A 17,913-nucleotide genomic window follows, 5' to 3' on the forward strand; every position below is an offset into this window, starting at 1 on the left:
TATAAATTGCGCTAGGAGAATCCATGCATCCCGCTTTCTCAGTCATTTTCTTTACCGTTGCGTCGGGCGCCGGTTTCGGCCTGTTCTCGCTGTTGTTTATCGCGGATACGTTCAAACTTGGCGGTGGATTCACGCCCGCCCAACTCGTCATCGGTGGTCTCGTCGCGATGAGTCTGATCGTGTTCGGCCTGTTGTCGTCCACCTTCCATCTGGCCAACCCGAAAAACGCCTGGCGTGCTTTCAGCCGCTTCCGTACTTCATGGCTGTCGCGCGAAGGTGTGTTTGCCGTGGTGTTCATGCCGCTGGCGCTGGTTTACCTGGCCAGCGTCTGGTTCGATGCCCCTCTGTGGCTACGCGAAACCTTCGGTTTCCTGTCGGCCGTACTGGCCTGGATCACGGTGTTTTCCACCGGCATGATCTACGCCTGCCTGAAAACCATCCGCCAGTGGAACACCCCGCTGGTGCCGGCCAACTACCTGGCGCTGGGTTACGCCAGCGGCAGCCTGCTGCTGCTGCTCGGGGCGGTCATGGCCGGGTTAGACACCCTGCCCTATATCGCAATGTCGGCACTGATCGTCTCGATCGCCGCGGTGCTGAAGGCGATCTATTATTTCTGGATTCGCAGCCCGGGCCTTACCCCCACGATCAATACCGCGACCGGTCTGACTCGCGCCAAGGTCAAACTGCTCGATACCGGACATACTCACGGGACCTTTCTTACCCAGGAGTTCGGCTTCCAGATTGCACGTCAGAAGGCCGGCCTGCTCAAGGTGGTGGTGTTTGGGCTGGGCTTTGCACTGCCCGGATTGATGCTGGTGTGGGTCTTCAATGCGCAAGGCGGACAAGCTGCGGCTGTCGTCGCGGCCTGCGCGGGAATCGCGGGCGCCGCCGTGGAACGCTGGCTGTTTTTCGCAGAAGCGCGCCATGTCGTGAATCTGTATCACGGCGCGCAGCGCTGTTAAATGGATTCCCGCAACTCGACAAGTGGTATGCTTGGCGTACCCTCGGCTTTGGGTTATATTAGAAAGTTCTAATTTATTCCATTGCAGGAGTAAGACATCTATGTTCGGATTGTCAGGATTCAAGGAAGTCGATGTCGCCTACGTGGCCGAAATCGCCACCAAGGGCGCGCATCTGATCGATGTGCGTACCGAGGCCGAAGTGGCGCAGGGCGTGATCGATGGAGCCATTCACATCCCGCTTCATCTACTCCCATTGCGCGCTGCCGACATTCCCCAGGACAAGCCGGTGGTGATCTACTGCCGCTCGGGCGCACGCTCCGCGCAGGCGTGTGCGTTCATGGCCTCTAAGGGCTATAACAATATGCACAATCTGGCCGGCGGTATCATGGCGTGGGCGCGTTCGGGCAATGCACTGAGCCAGCCCCGTTAGGCGAACATTGTAAAGAATGGCCTGATTTTCCTATTGCGCAGCAATTTCGGTTGCAATAGGGGAACTTCTGGTTTAAGGTACCGCAGCGTTTTTTAGTACATGCCGATTTAATGGATTTAATGTAAGGAGAACAACATGAATTTCGATAAAGAACTCGATGCACGTGGTCTGAACTGTCCCCTGCCCATCCTGCGCGCCAAGAAAGCCCTGGCCGAAGTAGCCAGCGGACAAGTGCTGAAAATCCTGTCGACCGACCCGGGTTCGGTCAAGGACTTCGCCGCTTTCGCCAAGCAGACCGGCAACGAACTTCTGTCCACTGCCGAGGCAGGTGGCGAGTTCACCTTCTTCATGAAGAAAAAATAATAAAAGAAACCCAACCGGCGCCGACTGTTCCAAAGAAGAACACACGGCGCTGTTTTTTTAACGAAACAGGAGAGAGAGCATGGATACCAAAAAAATGGCCATCATCGCCACCAAGGGCACGCTGGACTGGGCTTACCCCCCGTTCATCCTGGCCTCGACGGCGGCTGCGCTGGGCTACGAAACCCAGATTTTCTTCACCTTCTACGGCCTCCAGCTCGTCCGCAAGGATCTGTCTGTCCTGAAAGTGAGCCCCTTGGGCAACCCCGGCATGCCGATGAAGATGCCCTTTGGTCCGAAATGGTTCAAGAGCATCAACTGGAATATGCCCAACGCTATCCAGTCGCTTATCCCCGGTTATGAAAGCGTGGCGACGGCCCTGATGAAGCAGACCATCGCCAACAATGGCGTGGCGACCATTCCTGACCTGCGCGAGCTGTGCCAGGAAGCCGAAGTCAAATTCATTGCCTGCCAGATGACCGTCGAACTGTTCGGCTTCGAACATTCCGATTTCATCGACGGCCTTGAGTACGGCGGTGCGGCGACCTTCTTCGAATTTGCCGGCGAGACCGACATCTGCCTGTTCATTTAAGAAACAGTCGCTGAAGCAGCATTCCCGCATCATGAAAAAGAGCCGAATTCATTCGGCTCTTTTTTTGTGTGTCTTTTGTACCACATTCGATACAGATTGTTCAATGGGCTGCGCTGACTGGCTTGTCTAAGCCCCAGTGCACGCGTAGCCTTCAAGTCAGGCCATTCAATAGGCTGATCCGTAATAACTTTGCCCCTAGGAGACAATAATGAAGTTCACCCGCGTATTCGCATTCATGGCTTTGGCCGGTCTGGCCGGCAGCGCCTATGCCACCAATGGTTATTTTTCGCACGGTTACGGCATGAAGGCCAAGGGTATGGGCGGCGCAGCTACGGCCACGTCCGACGACGCCTTCGGCGGCGCGAACAACCCGGCCTCGATGGCATTTGTCGGTAACCGCCTCGACCTGGGGGTGGATCTGTTCAGCCCGCGGCGTGAAGCTAGCCGTACGGGGTCTGCCGGTTTGGATGGCTCGGCTGACAGCGATTCCAAGTATTTCCTGATTCCGGAATTCGGCTACAACCACATGCTTAACAATGATGTGGCTGTGGGTGTAACGGTGTATGGCAATGGTGGGATGAACACGAACTATTCAGGTGGTCAGATCAACTGCGGTGGTGGGCCGGCTAACCTTCTTTGCGGTTCCGGTAAGCTAGGTGTCGATTTGATGCAATTGATTGTTGCTCCCACCGCTGCCTATAAACTTGCTCCAAACCACTCGATCGGTATTTCCCCGTTGATCGGCTATCAGCGTTTCAAGGCTGAAGGTCTGCAAGCATTTGCAGGGATGTCTTCTGATTCGACTAATCTTACCAACCGCGGTTACGATGACTCGTTTGGTTATGGCGTACGGATTGGTTATATGGGTAAGCTGTCCCCGACTGTGACCATTGGTGCTGCCTATGCATCCAAGATGAAATTCGACGAATTTTCCAAGTACAAAGGATTATTTGCTGAGCAAGGTGGCTTTGACATTCCCGAGAACTACAACCTCGGCGTGGCTTGGGATGCTACTCCCTCAGTCAAGCTGGCATTGGATTACCAGCGTATCAACTATGCCAGCGTGAATTCCATCGCTAACCCGAGCAACAATGCATCCCAACTCGGCACAGATAATGGCCCTGGATTTGGCTGGCAGGATATTAATGTGTGGAAACTGGGCGTCGAATACAAGTACAGTCAGCAGATGACGCTACGTGCTGGCTATAACCATGGCGACAATCCGATCCAGGCACGTGACGCGATGTTCAACATCCTGGCTCCGGGCGTAGTCAAAGATCATATGACCTTGGGCTTTACCTATACGCTGGCATCGGGTAACGAGTTGACCATGGCTTATATGCATGCCTTCAAGAATGATGTGACGGGTCCGGATGGTTTGCCTGCCGGTGGCACGGACAAGATCCAGATGTATCAGAACTCCTTGGGTATCCAATACAGCTGGAAGATGTAGTTCTCAGCAGTTGGCAAGGCTGATCAAGGCCGGGGTCTCGACCCCGGCTTTTTTATGCGGGTTTAAGACAGCGTGAGGTGTGGGAAAAATTAAGAAATAAAAAAGCGCGGATAACCGCGCTTTTTTATTTCGGCGTCGCTGTAAGTGATCAATTTAGCCGCGCATGCTGCGCCTCCAACTTCTGCAACATGGCCGCAAAATCGGCTAGCCGGACCTGCTCCTGCTGCACCACGGCAGCCGGCGCCTTGTCGACGAAGCTGGGGTTGGCGAGCTTGGTTTCGGCTTTCTTGATCTCGCCCTGGATGCGGGCGATTTCCTTGGTCAGGCGGGCGCGTTCTTCGTCCTTGTCGATTTCCACCACCAGCATCATCCGCATGTCGCCGACCAGCGCGACCGGGGCGTCGGCTTCCGGCAGTGCGGTCACTGCGCTGACTTCGCTAAGCTTGCCCAGTGCAACAATGTAGGGGGCCAGCGCGTTGATTACGGCGGCATCACCTTCGATTACCAGCGGCACGCGCTGGGCGGGTGACAGGTTCATTTCGCCCCGAAGGGTGCGACAGCCATTAACCAGTTCTTTCAGCAACTGAATGCGCGTGACGCTGTCAGGGTGGCGTTGTGTTTCATCGATCTGTGGATAAGCTGCCAGCATGATGCTGCTGCCGCGCACGCCGGCCAGCGGCGCGACCTTCTGCCACAGTTCCTCGGTGATGAAGGGGATGATGGGGTGAGCGAGGCGCAGCGTGGTTTCAAGCACGGTGGCCAGGGTGCGGCGAGTGGCGCGTTGCTGCTCGGGCGTCCCATGGTTCAACTGCACCTTGGCGAGTTCCAGATACCAGTCGCAGTATTCGTCCCACACGAATTCGTAGACCGCCCGCGCGGCCTGGTCGAAGCGGTAGGCAGCGAAGGCCTCGTGCACGTCGCCGATGGCTTGTTGCAGGCGCGCGGCGATCCATTGATCGGCATCCGAGAACACCATCGGTTGGCTGGCATCCTGCCCGCAGTCGTGGCCTTCCAGGTTCATCAGCGCGAAACGGGTGGCGTTCCACAGCTTGTTGCAGAAGTTGCGGTAGCCCTCGGCGCGCTGCAGGTCGAACTTGATGTCGCGCCCGTGGGTGGCAAGCGAAGCAAAGGTGAAGCGCAGGGCGTCGGTACCGTAGGCGGCGATGCCATCGGGGAACTCCTTGCGGGTGCGCTTCTCGATGCTGGCGGCCTGCTTGGGGTTCATCAGTCCCTGGGTGCGCTTGGCGACAAGCTTGTCCACTTCGATACCGTCGATGAGGTCGATCGGGTCGAGCACGTTGCCCTTCGACTTGCTCATCTTCTGGCCTTCGGAGTCGCGCACCAGGCCGGTGACGTATACCTCGCGGAACGGCACCTTGCCGGTGAGATGCTTCGACATCATCACCATGCGGGCGACCCAGAAGAAGATGATGTCGAAGCCGGTGACCAGCACCGAAGTCGGCAGGTAGCGCTCGAGTTCGGGCGTCTGCTCGGGCCAGCCCAGCGTCGAGAAGGGCCATAGCGCGGAGGAGAACCAGGTGTCGAGTACGTCGTTGTCCTGCGTTAGTTCGCGGCCGCCAGCCTGTTTCCTCGCTTCTTCCTCTGAGTGCGCGACGTAGAAATTGCCGTCGGCGTCGTACCACGCCGGGATACGGTGGCCCCACCACAACTGGCGCGAGACGCACCAGTCCTGGATGTTTTCCAGCCACTGCCGGTAGGTGGTGGTCCAGTTTTCCGGCACGAATTTCAGTTCGCCGGAGTCGACTGCGGCGAGCCCTTGCTTGGCCAGGCCTTCCATGCTCATGAACCACTGGTCGGTGAGCATCGGCTCGATCACCGCGTTGGTGCGGTCGCCGCGCGGGATCATCAGCTTGTGCGGCTTGGCCGAGACCAGCAGGCCCTTCGTCTGCAGTGCGTCGAGCAGTTTCTGGCGCGCGTCGTAACGGTCGAGTCCCTGGTATTCGGCGGGGCAGAACTCGTTCATTTTGGCGTCGAGCGTCAGCACGCTGATTGCCATGAGTTTGTGGCGTTGCCCGACTTGCCAGTCGTTGAAGTCGTGCGCAGGGGTGATCTTCACTACGCCTGTGCCGAACTCGCGATCGACGTATTCATCCGCGATGACGGGGATGCTGCGTTCGGCGATCGGCAGGCGGACGTGCTTGCCGATCAGATGCGCGTAGCGTGCATCCTCTGGATGCACGGCGACGGCGGTGTCACCGAGCAGGGTTTCCGGGCGGGTGGTGGCGACGGTCAGGAAGCCAGAGCCGTCCTCCAGCGGATAGTTGATTTCCCAGATGAAACCGTCTTCCTCAGTGCTGACGACCTCAAGGTCGGACACGGCCGTACCGAGTACCGGATCCCAGTTCACCAGCCGCTTGCCGCGGTAGATCAGGCCTTCACGATAGAGCCGCACGAAGACTTCGGTGACCGCTTTCGACAGCCCGGCATCCATGGTGAAGCGTTCGCGGCTCCAGTCGGGACTGGTGCCGAGCCGGCGCATCTGCCGCGTGATGGTGGAGCCGGAATGCGCTTTCCATTCCCAGACTTTTTCGAGGAATTTTTCGCGTCCGAGGTCGTGGCGCGAGATGTTCTGCGCATCGAGCTGACGCTCCACTACGATCTGCGTGGCGATGCCTGCATGGTCGGTGCCAGGCTGCCACAGGGTATTGTCGCCCACCATTCGGTGGTAGCGGGTGAGGGCGTCCATCAGGGTGTGCTGGAAAGCATGGCCCATGTGCAGCGTGCCGGTGACATTCGGCGGCGGGAGCATGATGCAGTAGGCGGGAGTGTCCCCGTAAGGAGACTCCGATCCATTACAGGCTCTTGTGCCCTTCAGGGTAGACGCCCGTGTGGAGTCGTATGCGCCGGCCTTGAAATAGCCGGCGCTTTCCCACTGGGCGTACCAGCGTTTTTCGATGTCAGCCGGTTCGTAGGATTTGGCGAGTTCCATGGCGTGCGAGCAAAGCCGTGATTATCCCAAAAAAGTCTTGGGACAAGTTACGACAGCCCGGGATTAATTCCAACGACGCAATGGGCGATATGCTATCGGCTTGATGGGTCGCGCGGTTGCTTGAGTTTCTCGGCGACGGCGTCCCGCACGATTTCCCGGACGTTGACGTCGAGCTGGCTGAGCAGGCTCGACACGGTCTGGTCGATGTTCTTGCGCAGTTCGGCGGCGACCTGTTTCTCCATGACCTCGGACAGGCGGGGCGCCAGTTCGCTCATCAGTTGCTCGGCCAGCGTGTCGCTTACAGCAGAAGGCAGGGGCTCGGCAGCGGGCGTTTCGGCTTGAATGGACGGTGAAGCGGGTGCGGGGAGCGGGCTTGCAGGCGGGGCGGCAGATTCTGGCGGGGTTCCGCGTTCGATCACGTGAGTCAGCACAGGCAGCCAGGCGTCGGGGGGCGTAGCCTGCGTGCCAGGATCTGACGGCCCGGCTGCCGCTTCGCCTTCGGCACCGCCGCGATGCTTTTTCAGCAGTGCATCCATCTTGTTCAACAAGGGGCTGTCACTCATAGGACCTCCTATCCGGCGTGCTGACGCAGATCGTGTGTTTTCAGGGCATAGCCGCGTGTCTGATAGAAACGGTAACGGGTGCGGCCCTGTTCGCGTCCGCTTTCGTCCTGGCCGACGATTTCGACCAGTCGCTCGAAGCGAGCAAAGGCGGGAGGCTGTTCGTGATGCAAGTTGATCATCACATCTGCCTGGCGCAAGGCATCGGCGTCGGTGCCGATCAGTATCGGCGTTTCGTTTGCCAGCGCGTCTCTGTCGCGGCAGTGCGGCACGAATCCCAGCGCAGGCGTTGTCCATAACAGGCGGTCGATGGCATCGGCTACTGCCGCGTCCGGCGCATAGATCATCACCTGCTTACCCTGGCCGATTGCCTTGGTGGCGACGCGGCGAGCGACGTCGAGGGGGTTGTCGGCAAAGATGTAGAAGGTGATTTCGGTCACTGCTGACAGTTTATTTCTGAGCGCGGTTCAGAAGGAAATGCACCAGCAGGGATACCGGTCGCCCGGTCGAGCCTTTTTCGCGGCCGCCCTTGTATGCGATACCGGCGATGTCGAGGTGCGCCCAGTGATACTTCTTGGCGAAGCGCGACAGGAAGCAGGCTGCAGTGATCGATCCGGCCGGGCGGCCGCCGATGTTGGCCATATCGGCCAGGCTGCTCTTCAGTTGCTCTTGATAGTCGTCCCACAGCGGCATGCGCCAGACTCGGTCCCAGGCATGGTCGGCAGCGTGTTCGATCTCGCGTGCCAGCGGGTCGTGGTTGCTGTAGAGCGCGCTGGGGTGCGCGCCCAAGGCGATCACGCAGGCACCAGTGAGCGTGGCCAGATCGACCACGGCGTCGGGTTCGAAGCGTTCGGCATAGGTCAGCGCATCGCACAGGATTAGGCGGCCTTCGGCATCGGTGTTGAGGATTTCGATGGTCTGGCCGGACATCGATTTGACGATGTCACCGGGCTTGTTGGCGTTGGCATCCGGCATGTTTTCGCAGGCCGGGATGAGGCCGACGACGTTGAGAGGCAGGCCCAGTTCGCCGATGGCGCGGAAGGCGCCGATGACTGCGCCGCCACCGCTCATGTCATAGTTCATCTCGTCCATCTCGGCGGGCGGTTTGAGCGAAATGCCGCCGGCGTCGAAGGTGACCGCCTTGCCGACCAGCACCACGGGCTTGTCACTCTTGGCGCCACCTTCGTGTTTCAGCACGATGAAACGTGGCGGTTTGTCGCTGCCCTTGCCGACCGACAGGAAGGAGCCCATGCCTAGTTTTTCGCAGGCGGCATAATCGAGTATCTCGCAGCCGAAGCCGTGGGCTTTTGCCATCTTCTTCGCTTCGCCGGCCAGATATTCCGGCGTGCAGATATTGGAAGGCGTATTGCCAAGATCCTTGGCCAGACCGATGCCGTGGGCGATAGCCAGCCCGCGCGCAAGCCCGGTCTCGCCGTATTTCAGTTCGCCGCGCCGCGACACGGCAAAAATGACGCGTTTGAGCGGGCGGCGCGTCTCGCTGGACTTGCTCTTCATGTGATCGAAGCGATACAAGGCATCGTGGGCGCTGACCACGGCCTGTTCGACGTTCCAGGTGACGTCGCGTTTCTTCACCGGGATTTCGCTGAGCGTGATGGTGGCTTCCATCGAACCGGTATCACGTAGCGTACGCACCGCGCAGGCGATGGCGTCGCGGTAGCCTTTTTCATGGAAGTCGCGTTCCTTGCCGAGTCCGACCAGCAGGACACGGTCGGCCAGGATGTTGGGGACCCGGTGCAGCAGCAGCGTGCTGCCGGACTTGCCTTCCATGTCGCCGCCGCGCAGGATGTCCGACAGATAACCGTCGCTGGCGCGGTCGATGTCGATACCCGGCCCCGACAGCTTGCGACTTTCGAATACGCCGACGACGACGCAGGCCGTGCGCTGTTTTTCGGGGGCGCCGCTTTTTATGCTAAATTCGAGTTCGATTTCCTTGTTTTCCATGTCTGTGCTCAAAAAAATACAATTTGCCGATTCGCCGAAATTTGGCGTTGCCCATGGGGCGATTATTGGCGCGGGCGCGGTGGAATGTCAAAAGCCCGTTCATTACGTGAGCGGTTTCCGGCCATTCCCATGCTCTATCGCCGCGCGCTGACCCGTGAGATGGCGCTCACTACCGGCGCCGTGTTGACGGTGCTGGTCGCGATCGCGCTGGTCGTGCTGTTCATCCGCCTGCTCGGCGACGTGGCGCGCGGCGAACTTGCCAACGAGGCGGTTTTTTCCTTTCTTGGCTTTTCGCTGCTGTTCTTCCTACCGGTATTGATGACGATCGCGCTGTTTGCCGGCGTGCTGCTGCCCTTGTCGCGTATGTGGCGGGACAGCGAAATGGTGATCTGGTTCAATGCCGGCCTGTCGCTGACGCAATGGATGCGGCCGGTATTGGCGTTCGCCGTGCCGTTTTCGCTGGTCATCCTGCTGATCACGCTGGTGCTCAATCCCTGGGCACAGACAAAAAAAATAGAGTATCGCCAGGACCTGCGCAGCCGCAGCGAGAGTTCGCTGATCGCCCCCGGCATGTTCGCCGAATCCACCGCCGGCCAGCGTGTCTATTACGTGGAATCGCTGAATCCGCTGACCGGCATCGTGCGCAACGTCTTCATGCAGTCGCGCATCGACGGCCAGCTCGGCCTGGTGGTGGCGCGTGAGGGAAGTCATACGGAGATGCCCGATGGTTCGCGTTATCTGGTGTTCAAGGATGGGCGCCGATATGAGGGTACGCCCGGCAAGCTCGATTACCGCATCGTGCAATTCGAGCGCTACTGGATGCGGCTCGACCCGGTTCCCGTGAACGGCAAGGAAACCGGCATTCGCCAGGCGCCCCTGAACGAACTGCTGGCCGACAAGACGCCACCGGCACGGGCGGAGCTGCTGTGGCGGGTAGGGGTGCCCGTATCCGCACTTATCCTCGCCGTCATGGCCATTCCGCTCAGTTTCGTCAACACGCGGGCGCGCCGATCCTACGGGCTGATGACCGCGTTGCTGCTGTACTTCGTCTACAACAATCTGCTGTCCTTGACGCAGGCCTGGGTGGCCCAGGACAAACTCAACCCTTGGGGCGGCATGGTGGCATCGCACCTGGTGATGTTGTTTGCCGTGATCGCTCTGTTCTGGTTGCGAACCCGTCAATTTGCACCGCGCGGGAGACGTGCATGAGGCTGCTCGCGCGCTATCTGGGCGGGCAGGTCCTGTTTGCCTCGGCCTTCGTGCTGCTGGCGCTTCTGGTGCTGTTTGCGTTTTTCGACGTGATTCAGGAACTGGGTGCGCTGGGCCGCAACAATTACGGTCTCGGCCAAGCGGTTGTGGTGGTGATGCTCAACGTCCCCGGGCATCTGTATGAAATCCTGCCGGTGGCTGCGCTGATTGGCACCCTGTTCACCTTGTCGCGCCTGGTGGGCAATTCCGAATATGCGGTCATGCGCGTATCGGGCCTGTCGAACTGGCGTGTGGCCAGTTATTTCAGCGTGATCGGTGTGTTGCTGTCACTGCTGGTGCTGGTCATCGGCGAATATGTCGCGCCGTGGTCGGAACAGGCGGCGCAACGCTACAAGTTGCTGGCCACCCATTCCGTCGTGGCGCAGCAGTTCCGCTCCGGCCTGTGGGTCAAGGATCGCAGCGCGTTCATCAATGTGCGCGAAGTGATGCCGGACAATACCTTGCGTGATATCGAGATTTACGGCTTCGACGCCGACGGTCGCCTCAGCTGGATCCGCGCGGCCCAGGAGGCTCACTGGCGCGGCGGCCAGGCCTGGGATCTGCAGCAGGTGGTGGAAACCCGGTTCGACGCCGACGGTATTCATGCGATCCGGAATGCGCATCTGGACTGGCAGTCGGTGCTCACCCCGGACATCCTCAGCGTGTTGCTGATCGCGCCCGAACAGATGTCGGCGCGCACCCTGTGGCGCTATGTTGCGCACCTCAAGGAAAACGGCCAGAAAGCCACGCGCTATGAACTTGCCTTGTGGTCGAAGTTCGTCGGACCTTTTGTCATCCCGATCATGATGCTGATCGCCATGCCGTTTGCGATCCAGGGGCCGCGTGCCGGCGGCACCAGCAGCAAGATTTTCATCGGGATTCTGGCTGGACTCGGTTTTCATCTGCTGAGCCGACTGTTCGGCCATCTCGGCTTGCTGAACGACTGGCCGGTTGTCGTGGTATCGATTCTGCCTTTGCTGATTTTCCTGGCTATCGCGCTGATGGGTATCCGGTGGGTGGATCGGCGCTAGATTCGTTGCCTCAGCGTGTGGCCGCGTGTCTGCACGCCCGTCTGCCGACGGACAAAACATGCTGTGTGCACGCGTTGTGGGCCGACTGGCGGGCGGGCCGGATCGATCTTGCGGCCGGAGTGCCGCGTGTTCCCGTCGATCAGCCTGGGCAGCCGGAAAAACCCGAGTTGATCGCGCCGCACCAGGTGCCGCGCCGCCGTGCTGATACGCTGACCGGCCGAGCAGCGCTCATTCACGCGCTGGCGCATATCGAATTTAATGCCATCAATCTGGCGCTTGACGCTGCGCACCGCTTTGCCGGCATGCCGCTAGCGTATTACGCCGACTGGCTTTCGGTCGCAGACGAGGAAGCGCTGCATTTCGAACTGTTGAGCGGGCATCTGGCAACGCTGGGGCTTGCCTACGGGGATTTCCCGGCGCATAACGGCCTGTGGGACATGGCGCTGAAAACTGCGCACGATCCGCTGGTGCGCATGGCGCTGGTGCCGCGCGTGCTGGAAGCGCGCGGACTCGACGCCGCGCCGCTAATCGTCGACAAACTGAAGGCCGCGAAGGACACGCGCATGGTCGAAATCCTGGCCATCATCGAACGCGACGAGATCGGCCACGTCGCCATCGGCAGCCGCTGGTTCAACTGGTTGTGCGTAGCGCGCGGACTGGAGCCCGAAGCGACGTTCCGCCAGTTGCTGGTGGATTACGATGCGCCGCCCCTGAAGCCACCGTTCAATCTGGCGGCGCGCCGCCAAGCCGGCTTCAGCAAGCCCGAGCTGGACTGGCTGAGCGGGCTCTAGGGTTCACAAACCCAGCGTCGTCGCCGACACGCTGGCCGGCGAACGTTGCCACATGCCTTCGAAGCTCTGATGCAGTGCCGTCGCATTGCCGGGATCGTCAGGGTGCAGGGTGCCATGCGCTACGGACTTGTCGGCGCGTAGCAGGACGCCGTGACGGTCCGCCAGCACAAACGCCTGGTCGGGACGGGGTGCGTCGGGGTCGGCCTGGCGGATTTCGAGGACATGGCCGAAATCCCGCAGCAGCAGCATCAGGCGGGGGTGGTCGTGTGCGACGCGGCTGATGTCGTCGAGCAGCAGTTCGATGCGGCGTCCGCCACCCGCCACGCAGAGTGCGCGCAATGCGGCGAACCGCGATGCGTCGTCGAGGCCCAGCAGGCCCAGGTCATGGTCGTACACACGCAGCTGGCGGTGTGTCGCAGTCACCAGTGTGTCGAATGCAGCACGCAATTCGGCAGGGGTTTCAAAGGCGTTCATGGGGTGTCGATCTCCAGCCAGCCGGCTTCATACCAGTCGTACAGACGCTCGCGCAGGGTGGCAGGCACGGGCGGCGCGAGATGGCGCTGGTCGGCCAGTTGTCGCAGTAAGGCGGTCTCGCCGGCTGCGGGTGTGAAGGCCTCGCCGTTGATGAAAAAGCGCTTTCCGGCGAACAGCAGGCGCGATTTGGGATTGAGCGCGATGCCATGCTTGTTCGTGTATTTATTGAAGGCGGCCCGGTTGAGCGGCGTGTCCGGCGCATCGAAAAAAACATTCGGCTTGGGTTCGGACAGGTAGCGTCCGGCGAATTCGGCGACGTCGCGCTTGCCCCATTTGATTTTGGCGATCATGCCCTCGATCTGGCCCAGCATCGCACGGCCGATTTCACCGGGATGAGCCTGCAGGCGCAGATCGGGGTCGGCATAGCGGCCCTCCAGCGCGATCGTGTCTTGCAGATGCATCAGAAAGCCGTGTGCCATCTCTTCGGTGGTGGGTGCGCGAAAACCGATCGAGTAGGTCATGCATTCGTCCTCGGCGACGCCGTAATGCGCGACATGCGGCGGCAGGTAGAGCAGGTCGCCGGGGCCGAGCACCCATTCGTCTTCCGCTTCGAAGTGGCGCAGGATTTTCAGCGGCACGTCGTCCAGGATCGCCAGGTCGGTCTGCGTGCTGATCCGCCAGCGGCGGTGGCCTTGCCCCTGCAGCAGGAAGACGTCGTAGGAATCGAAATGCGGCCCCACGCTGCCGCCGGATACGGCGTAGCTCACCATCAGATCGTCGAGGCGGGCATGCGGGATGAAATTGAAGCGCGCCAGCAAGGTGTCGGCTGCGGGCAGGAGGTGGTTGAGCGACTGTACCAGCAACGTCCAGTCGGTTTTGGGCAGGCGTTTGAAATCGCGTTTGCTGAACGGGCCGTGGTCGAGTTGCCAGTGCGTGCCGCTGCCCTGGACCAACCGCGATTCCACATCGTCGCGGGCGGCCAGCCGTTGCATCTCGCCGGGAGACAGGAGACCGGTGAAGCCGGGTATGGCGTTGCGGATCAGGAGCGGGCGCTTGTGCCAGACATCGCGCAGGAAACGGGTGGGGCTCAAGCCACCGAGCAAGGCAGTCATCATGGACGCGATTATAGCGATGCGGCACCTGCAGGGCTGTTAGAATGCTGCCGGAAAGACACTCAGGCGGAGTAACCCATGCTGAAAGCAGGAGATCGGGCGCCGGACTTTTCCAACCCCGACGCGGACATGAACATCATCGAGTTGTCCCAGTTCCGGGGCAAGACGCTCGTGCTGTATTTCTATGTGCGCGACGACACACCGGGCTGCACGACCGAAGCGATCGAGTTTTCCGAACTGGAAGACGCGTTTTCCAAATTGGGCGCCGACGTACTCGGCGTTTCGCGCGACGATTGCATCAAGCATGGCGAGTTTCGAGACAAGCACGGCATCAGCGTGAGGCTGCTGGCCGACAAGGAACAGGCCACCTGTACGGCATATGGCGTACTGCAGGACAAGGAAGTGGACGGCGTCATGCGCAAGAGCATGGTGCGCTCCACCTTCATCATCGACAAACAGGGCGTCATCCGTCACGCACTGTATGGCGTTTCCAGCCGCGGCCATGCGGCGGAAGTGCTCCAACTGGTAAAGGAACTCAAGTGAATATTGGCAAGGATACCGTGGTCACCATCACCTATATCGTCAAGGATATGGACGGCAAGCTGCTGGAGGAAAGCGACGAGCCGGTCAGCTATCTGCACGGCGGCTACGACAACATTTTCCCGCTGGTGGAACAGGCGCTGGAAGGCAAGGCCATCGGCGACACCGTCGAACTCAAACTGCAGCCGGCCGACGCGTTCGGCGAATTCGAAGAAGATCTGGTGCGGCTGGAACCGCGCGAATCCTTTCCTGCCGACATCGAGGTCGGCATGCAATTCGTCGGCTCGCCGGTCGACGGCAGCGAGGAAATGCTCTACACCGTGACCGACGTCGCCGAAGACAAAGTGGTGGTCGACGGCAATCACCCCTACGCCGGCCAGGCCGTGCATTTTCAGTGCGTCGTGGCCGATGTGCGTGCGGCGACAGCAGACGAAGTCGCCCATCGTCACGCGCACGGTGCGCACGGCCATCACCATCATTGAGCCGCATGGCGCCGAATCGGATGGTAAAAGGCGCCGGGCTGCTAAAATGCCCGGCTGACCTGTTTTTGTGACAGTTTGATAAAGACCACCGATGAAAACCACTTTCCTCGATTTCGAGCAGCCGATCGCCGAGCTCGAAGCCAAGATCGAAGAACTGCGCTTTGTGCAGGACGACTCCGCGCTGGATATCTCGGAAGAAATCCGCCGCCTGCAGAAGAAGAGTCAGACGCTGACCAAGGACATCTACGCCAAGCTCAATGCCTGGCAGGTGTCGCAGGTGGCGCGCCATCCCCAGCGGCCGTATACGCTCGACTACGTGCAGGGGCTGTTCACCGATTTCGTCGAACTGCACGGCGATCGCGCCTATGCCGATGATGCCGCGATCGTCGGCGGCATGGCCCGCTTCAACGGCGAGCCGGTGATGGTGATCGGCCACCAGAAGGGCCGCGACACCAAGGAAAAGATCTACCGCAATTTCGGCATGCCGCGTCCTGAAGGCTACCGCAAGGCGCTGCGGCTGATGCGTCTCGCCGAAAAGTTCGGCCTGCCGATCTTCACCTTCATCGACACGCCAGGCGCCTATCCCGGCATCGGCGCCGAGGAGCGCGGGCAATCCGAGGCGATCGCGCGCAACCTGTACGTGATGGCCGAACTGAAGACGCCGATCGTGTGCACCATCGTCGGCGAAGGCGGCTCGGGCGGCGCGCTGGCGATCGGCGTCGGCGACCGCATGCTGATCCTGCAGTACTCCACCTATTCGGTGATCTCGCCGGAAGGCTGCGCCTCGATCCTGTGGAAGAGCGCCGACAAGGCATCGGTTGCCGCCGAAACGCTGGGTATCACCGCCGACCGTCTGAAAGCCAACGGGCTGGTCGACCGTGTTGTCGAAGAACCGCTGGGCGGTGCGCAGCGCGACTGGGATGCCATGTTCCAGGCGATGCGCCGTGCACTGACCGATACCCTCGCCGAATTGCGCAAACAGCCGCTCGACGCCCTGTTGGATACGCGTTACCAGCGTCTGCGGGCGTATGGAAGCTTCAAGGAAATCCCCGCCAAATAAGGCGATTGTCGCAGAGGTGGCGGACGTGCTTGGCCGCCACGTTCCTCCGCACGCGCGGCTGACGCTGGCCCTGTCGGGCGGACTCGACTCGGTCGCCCTGCTGTATGTCCTGCTGGCGTTGCGCGCCCCTCATCCGTTCGAACTGCAGGCGGTGCACGTGCACCATGGCCTGTCACCCCATGCGGACGACTGGGCCGATTTCTGCGACAGGCTATGCGCAGCGCACGCAGTTGAATTGGCCATCCATCGCGTGCAGATCGCGCGCGACGACCCGGCCGGCGTCGAGGCGGCCGCGCGGCGGGAACGCCAGCGGATCTTTGCCGCGCTGGATGCGGATTTTCTTCTCACGGCACACCATCAGGACGATCAGGCCGAGACGCTTCTGTTGCAATTGCTGCGCGGTGCCGGCCCGAAAGGTCTGGCGGCCATGGCCGAACGGCACGACCGGCCCGGCTGGCGCGCAACCCAGTTGCGGCCGCTGCTGTCCATTCCTCGCGTCGAGTTGTTGCGCGCCGCGCGGGAACAGGGCGTTGCATGGGTCGACGACGAAAGCAACCGGGACACCCGATATCGCCGCAACGCACTGCGTCAGCAGGTGATGCCGTTGCTGGCGCAGCATTTTCCCGGCGCCAGCCGCACCCTGGCACGTGCGGCCGCACTGCAGGCCGATGCCGCAGAATTGTTGGACGACCTGGCACGGTTGGATGCACGGGAGGCCATCGCTGGCGACCGTCTCGACTGTGCCGCGTTGGCACGCTTCTCGACTGTACGGGCCCGCAACCTGCTGCGCCACTTCATCGAGCAGCACGGCCAGGCCATGCCCAGCCTGCGTCGGCTCGACGAGGCCTTGCACCAGTTGCGAGATGCGCACGCGGATGCACAGGTGCGCGTCAATCTGGGACAGATGGAATTGTGGCGCTACCGCGGCGGTGCCTATCTGGTGCCGCCGGCGCCGTGCTGGGCAGAGCCGGTACGCTGGCAGGGCGAGGCGGCAATCTGGGTGCCGGCCGCCGGAGTCCATGTGCGGATGGACCGGACGAGCGGAACGGGGCTCCGGCAGACGGCATTGGCGGCAGGTGAAGTCACATTTGGCGTACGGGCGGGCGGTGAGCACCTTCGTCTGCATGCTGGCGGCCCCCGACGCAGCCTGAAGAATCTGCTGCAGGAACACGGGATCCCGCCTTGGCTGCGGGCGCGTATGCCGCTGATGTGGTGCGACGGCCGACTGGTGTGGGCGGCGGGAATCGGCTTCGAAGCCGACTTGGGCGCCGCGCCCGATGAGACGGGAATGCTGCCGCACGTCGAACCCTGACGGGCCATGGCGTTGCGCCCGCCTGGCATATCCTGCAAACCGCCGCCGGCTGGCTGGACAAGACAGCCCGGGGTGCCCCATGTTATTCTAGCGGGCTGATTTTCATGGTTTTTTGAACCTTTTTTCCTGTTTTTCCTCATTTGTCTGGAGCATACACATGGCTGTTCAGCGCACTTTTTCCATCATCAAGCCCGATGCCGTCGCCAAGAACGTGATTGGCAAGATCGTCAGCCGCTTCGAGAGCAACGGCCTCAAGGTCGTGGCGTCGAAAATGAAGCATCTGTCGCGCCAGGAGGCCGAAGGTTTCTACGCTGTGCACAAGGAGCGTCCGTTTTTCAAGGATCTGGTCGATTTCATGATCTCGGGCCCGGTGGTGCTGCAGGTCCTGGAAGGTGAAGACGCGATCGCCAAGAACCGCGCGCTGATGGGCGCGACCGACCCGAAGAAGGCCGAAGCAGGCACCATCCGCGCCGACTTCGCCGAGAGCATCGATGCCAATGCCGTGCACGGCTCCGACGCCCCGGAAACTGCGGCGATCGAAATCGCCTATTTCTTCCCCGCTAGCGAAGTCTACGCGGGCCGCTAAATCTTACG

Annotated in this window: 19 protein-coding genes; 13 read left to right on the top strand and 6 right to left on the bottom strand. The window is 60.9% G+C overall.

The window, feature by feature from the left end; translation table 11 throughout:
• Positions 1 to 23 precede the first annotated feature (23 nt).
• The 5 genes from B058_RS0111160 to B058_RS0111180 all read left to right on the top strand — a co-directional run bounded on the left by B058_RS0111160 (position 24) and on the right by B058_RS0111180 (position 3,797).
• Complete coding sequence (locus B058_RS0111160; RefSeq protein WP_018508571.1) at positions 24 to 962, top strand: dimethyl sulfoxide reductase anchor subunit family protein; 939 nt, start codon at positions 24 to 26, stop codon at positions 960 to 962.
• Positions 963 to 1,062: 100 nt separating this feature from the next.
• Positions 1,063 to 1,392 carry a rhodanese-like domain-containing protein gene (locus B058_RS0111165; RefSeq protein WP_018508572.1) on the top strand — a complete coding sequence of 110 codons (330 nt, stop codon included), beginning with the start codon at positions 1,063 to 1,065 and terminating at the stop codon, positions 1,390 to 1,392.
• Between the two features lie 135 nt (positions 1,393 to 1,527).
• Positions 1,528 to 1,755: a sulfurtransferase TusA family protein gene (locus B058_RS0111170; RefSeq protein ID WP_018508573.1), complete on the top strand. Its 228-nt coding sequence runs from the start codon at positions 1,528 to 1,530 to the stop codon at positions 1,753 to 1,755.
• A 79-nt stretch (positions 1,756 to 1,834) separates the two neighbouring features.
• Entirely contained in the window at positions 1,835 to 2,344 is a 510-nt protein-coding gene (gene dsrE2, locus B058_RS0111175) for a sulfur carrier protein DsrE2 (protein WP_018508574.1), read from the top strand.
• 208 nt (positions 2,345 to 2,552) lie between these two features.
• Positions 2,553 to 3,797, top strand: coding sequence for an OmpP1/FadL family transporter (locus B058_RS0111180; protein ID WP_018508575.1), 1,245 nt, complete (start codon positions 2,553 to 2,555; stop codon positions 3,795 to 3,797).
• Between the two features lie 148 nt (positions 3,798 to 3,945).
• On the opposite strand, the gene B058_RS0111185 is transcribed toward B058_RS0111180, so the two are convergent.
• From B058_RS0111185 to B058_RS0111200, 4 genes are all read right to left on the bottom strand, one after another.
• On the bottom strand, positions 3,946 to 6,747 hold the full coding sequence (locus B058_RS0111185; RefSeq protein WP_018508576.1) for a valine--tRNA ligase: 2,802 nt from the start codon (positions 6,745 to 6,747) through the stop codon (positions 3,946 to 3,948).
• A 92-nt stretch (positions 6,748 to 6,839) separates the two neighbouring features.
• Positions 6,840 to 7,310, bottom strand: coding sequence for a hypothetical protein (locus B058_RS0111190; RefSeq protein ID WP_018508577.1), 471 nt, complete (start codon positions 7,308 to 7,310; stop codon positions 6,840 to 6,842).
• An 8-nt stretch (positions 7,311 to 7,318) separates the two neighbouring features.
• Entirely contained in the window at positions 7,319 to 7,747 is a 429-nt protein-coding gene (locus B058_RS0111195) for a DNA polymerase III subunit chi (RefSeq protein WP_018508578.1), read from the bottom strand.
• A gap of 10 nt (positions 7,748 to 7,757) precedes the next feature.
• Positions 7,758 to 9,269, bottom strand: a complete 1,512-nt coding sequence (locus B058_RS0111200) for a leucyl aminopeptidase (RefSeq protein WP_018508579.1) — start codon at positions 9,267 to 9,269, stop codon at positions 7,758 to 7,760.
• 129 nt (positions 9,270 to 9,398) lie between these two features.
• On the opposite strand from B058_RS0111200, the gene lptF reads away from it, so the two are divergent.
• From lptF to B058_RS0111215, 3 genes are read left to right on the top strand one after another with little or no spacing between them, the layout of a single operon-like run.
• Positions 9,399 to 10,478: an LPS export ABC transporter permease LptF gene (gene lptF, locus B058_RS0111205; protein WP_018508580.1), complete on the top strand. Its 1,080-nt coding sequence runs from the start codon at positions 9,399 to 9,401 to the stop codon at positions 10,476 to 10,478.
• Complete coding sequence (lptG, locus tag B058_RS0111210) at positions 10,475 to 11,548, top strand: LPS export ABC transporter permease LptG (protein WP_018508581.1); 1,074 nt, start codon at positions 10,475 to 10,477, stop codon at positions 11,546 to 11,548. Before lptF ends, lptG begins: the two co-directional genes overlap by 4 nt.
• A gap of 5 nt (positions 11,549 to 11,553) precedes the next feature.
• Entirely contained in the window at positions 11,554 to 12,339 is a 786-nt protein-coding gene (locus B058_RS0111215) for a ferritin-like domain-containing protein (RefSeq protein ID WP_081616780.1), read from the top strand.
• A gap of 3 nt (positions 12,340 to 12,342) precedes the next feature.
• Here the strand turns inward: B058_RS0111215 and B058_RS0111220 are convergent, their stop codons facing one another.
• Positions 12,343 to 12,813 (bottom strand): DUF7931 domain-containing protein, encoded by a 471-nt coding sequence (locus B058_RS0111220; RefSeq protein WP_018508583.1) that lies wholly within the window; start codon positions 12,811 to 12,813, stop codon positions 12,343 to 12,345.
• The gene (locus B058_RS0111225) at positions 12,810 to 13,928 is read right to left on the bottom strand and encodes a cupin domain-containing protein (protein ID WP_018508584.1); all 1,119 of its coding nucleotides are present in this window, start codon (positions 13,926 to 13,928) and stop codon (positions 12,810 to 12,812) included. The genes B058_RS0111220 and B058_RS0111225 overlap by 4 nt, the downstream gene beginning before the upstream one ends.
• A 75-nt stretch (positions 13,929 to 14,003) precedes the next feature.
• On the opposite strand from B058_RS0111225, the gene B058_RS0111230 reads away from it, so the two are divergent.
• The 5 genes from B058_RS0111230 to ndk all read left to right on the top strand — a co-directional run bounded on the left by B058_RS0111230 (position 14,004) and on the right by ndk (position 17,905).
• The gene (locus B058_RS0111230) at positions 14,004 to 14,468 is read left to right on the top strand and encodes a peroxiredoxin (RefSeq protein ID WP_018508585.1); all 465 of its coding nucleotides are present in this window, start codon (positions 14,004 to 14,006) and stop codon (positions 14,466 to 14,468) included.
• Positions 14,465 to 14,947: an FKBP-type peptidyl-prolyl cis-trans isomerase gene (locus tag B058_RS0111235; RefSeq protein WP_018508586.1), complete on the top strand. Its 483-nt coding sequence runs from the start codon at positions 14,465 to 14,467 to the stop codon at positions 14,945 to 14,947. The genes B058_RS0111230 and B058_RS0111235 overlap by 4 nt, the downstream gene beginning before the upstream one ends.
• Before the next feature lie 91 nt (positions 14,948 to 15,038).
• Positions 15,039 to 16,007: an acetyl-CoA carboxylase carboxyltransferase subunit alpha gene (locus B058_RS0111240; RefSeq protein ID WP_018508587.1), complete on the top strand. Its 969-nt coding sequence runs from the start codon at positions 15,039 to 15,041 to the stop codon at positions 16,005 to 16,007.
• 16 nt (positions 16,008 to 16,023) lie between these two features.
• Complete coding sequence (gene tilS, locus B058_RS0111245; RefSeq protein ID WP_018508588.1) at positions 16,024 to 17,319, top strand: tRNA lysidine(34) synthetase TilS; 1,296 nt, start codon at positions 16,024 to 16,026, stop codon at positions 17,317 to 17,319.
• A gap of 157 nt (positions 17,320 to 17,476) precedes the next feature.
• Positions 17,477 to 17,905: a nucleoside-diphosphate kinase gene (ndk, locus tag B058_RS0111250; protein WP_018508589.1), complete on the top strand. Its 429-nt coding sequence runs from the start codon at positions 17,477 to 17,479 to the stop codon at positions 17,903 to 17,905.
• Positions 17,906 to 17,913 lie beyond the last annotated feature (8 nt).

Source organism: Thiobacillus thioparus DSM 505 (assembly GCF_000373385.1).
GTDB classification, from domain to species: Bacteria; Pseudomonadota; Gammaproteobacteria; order Burkholderiales; family Thiobacillaceae; genus Thiobacillus; species Thiobacillus thioparus.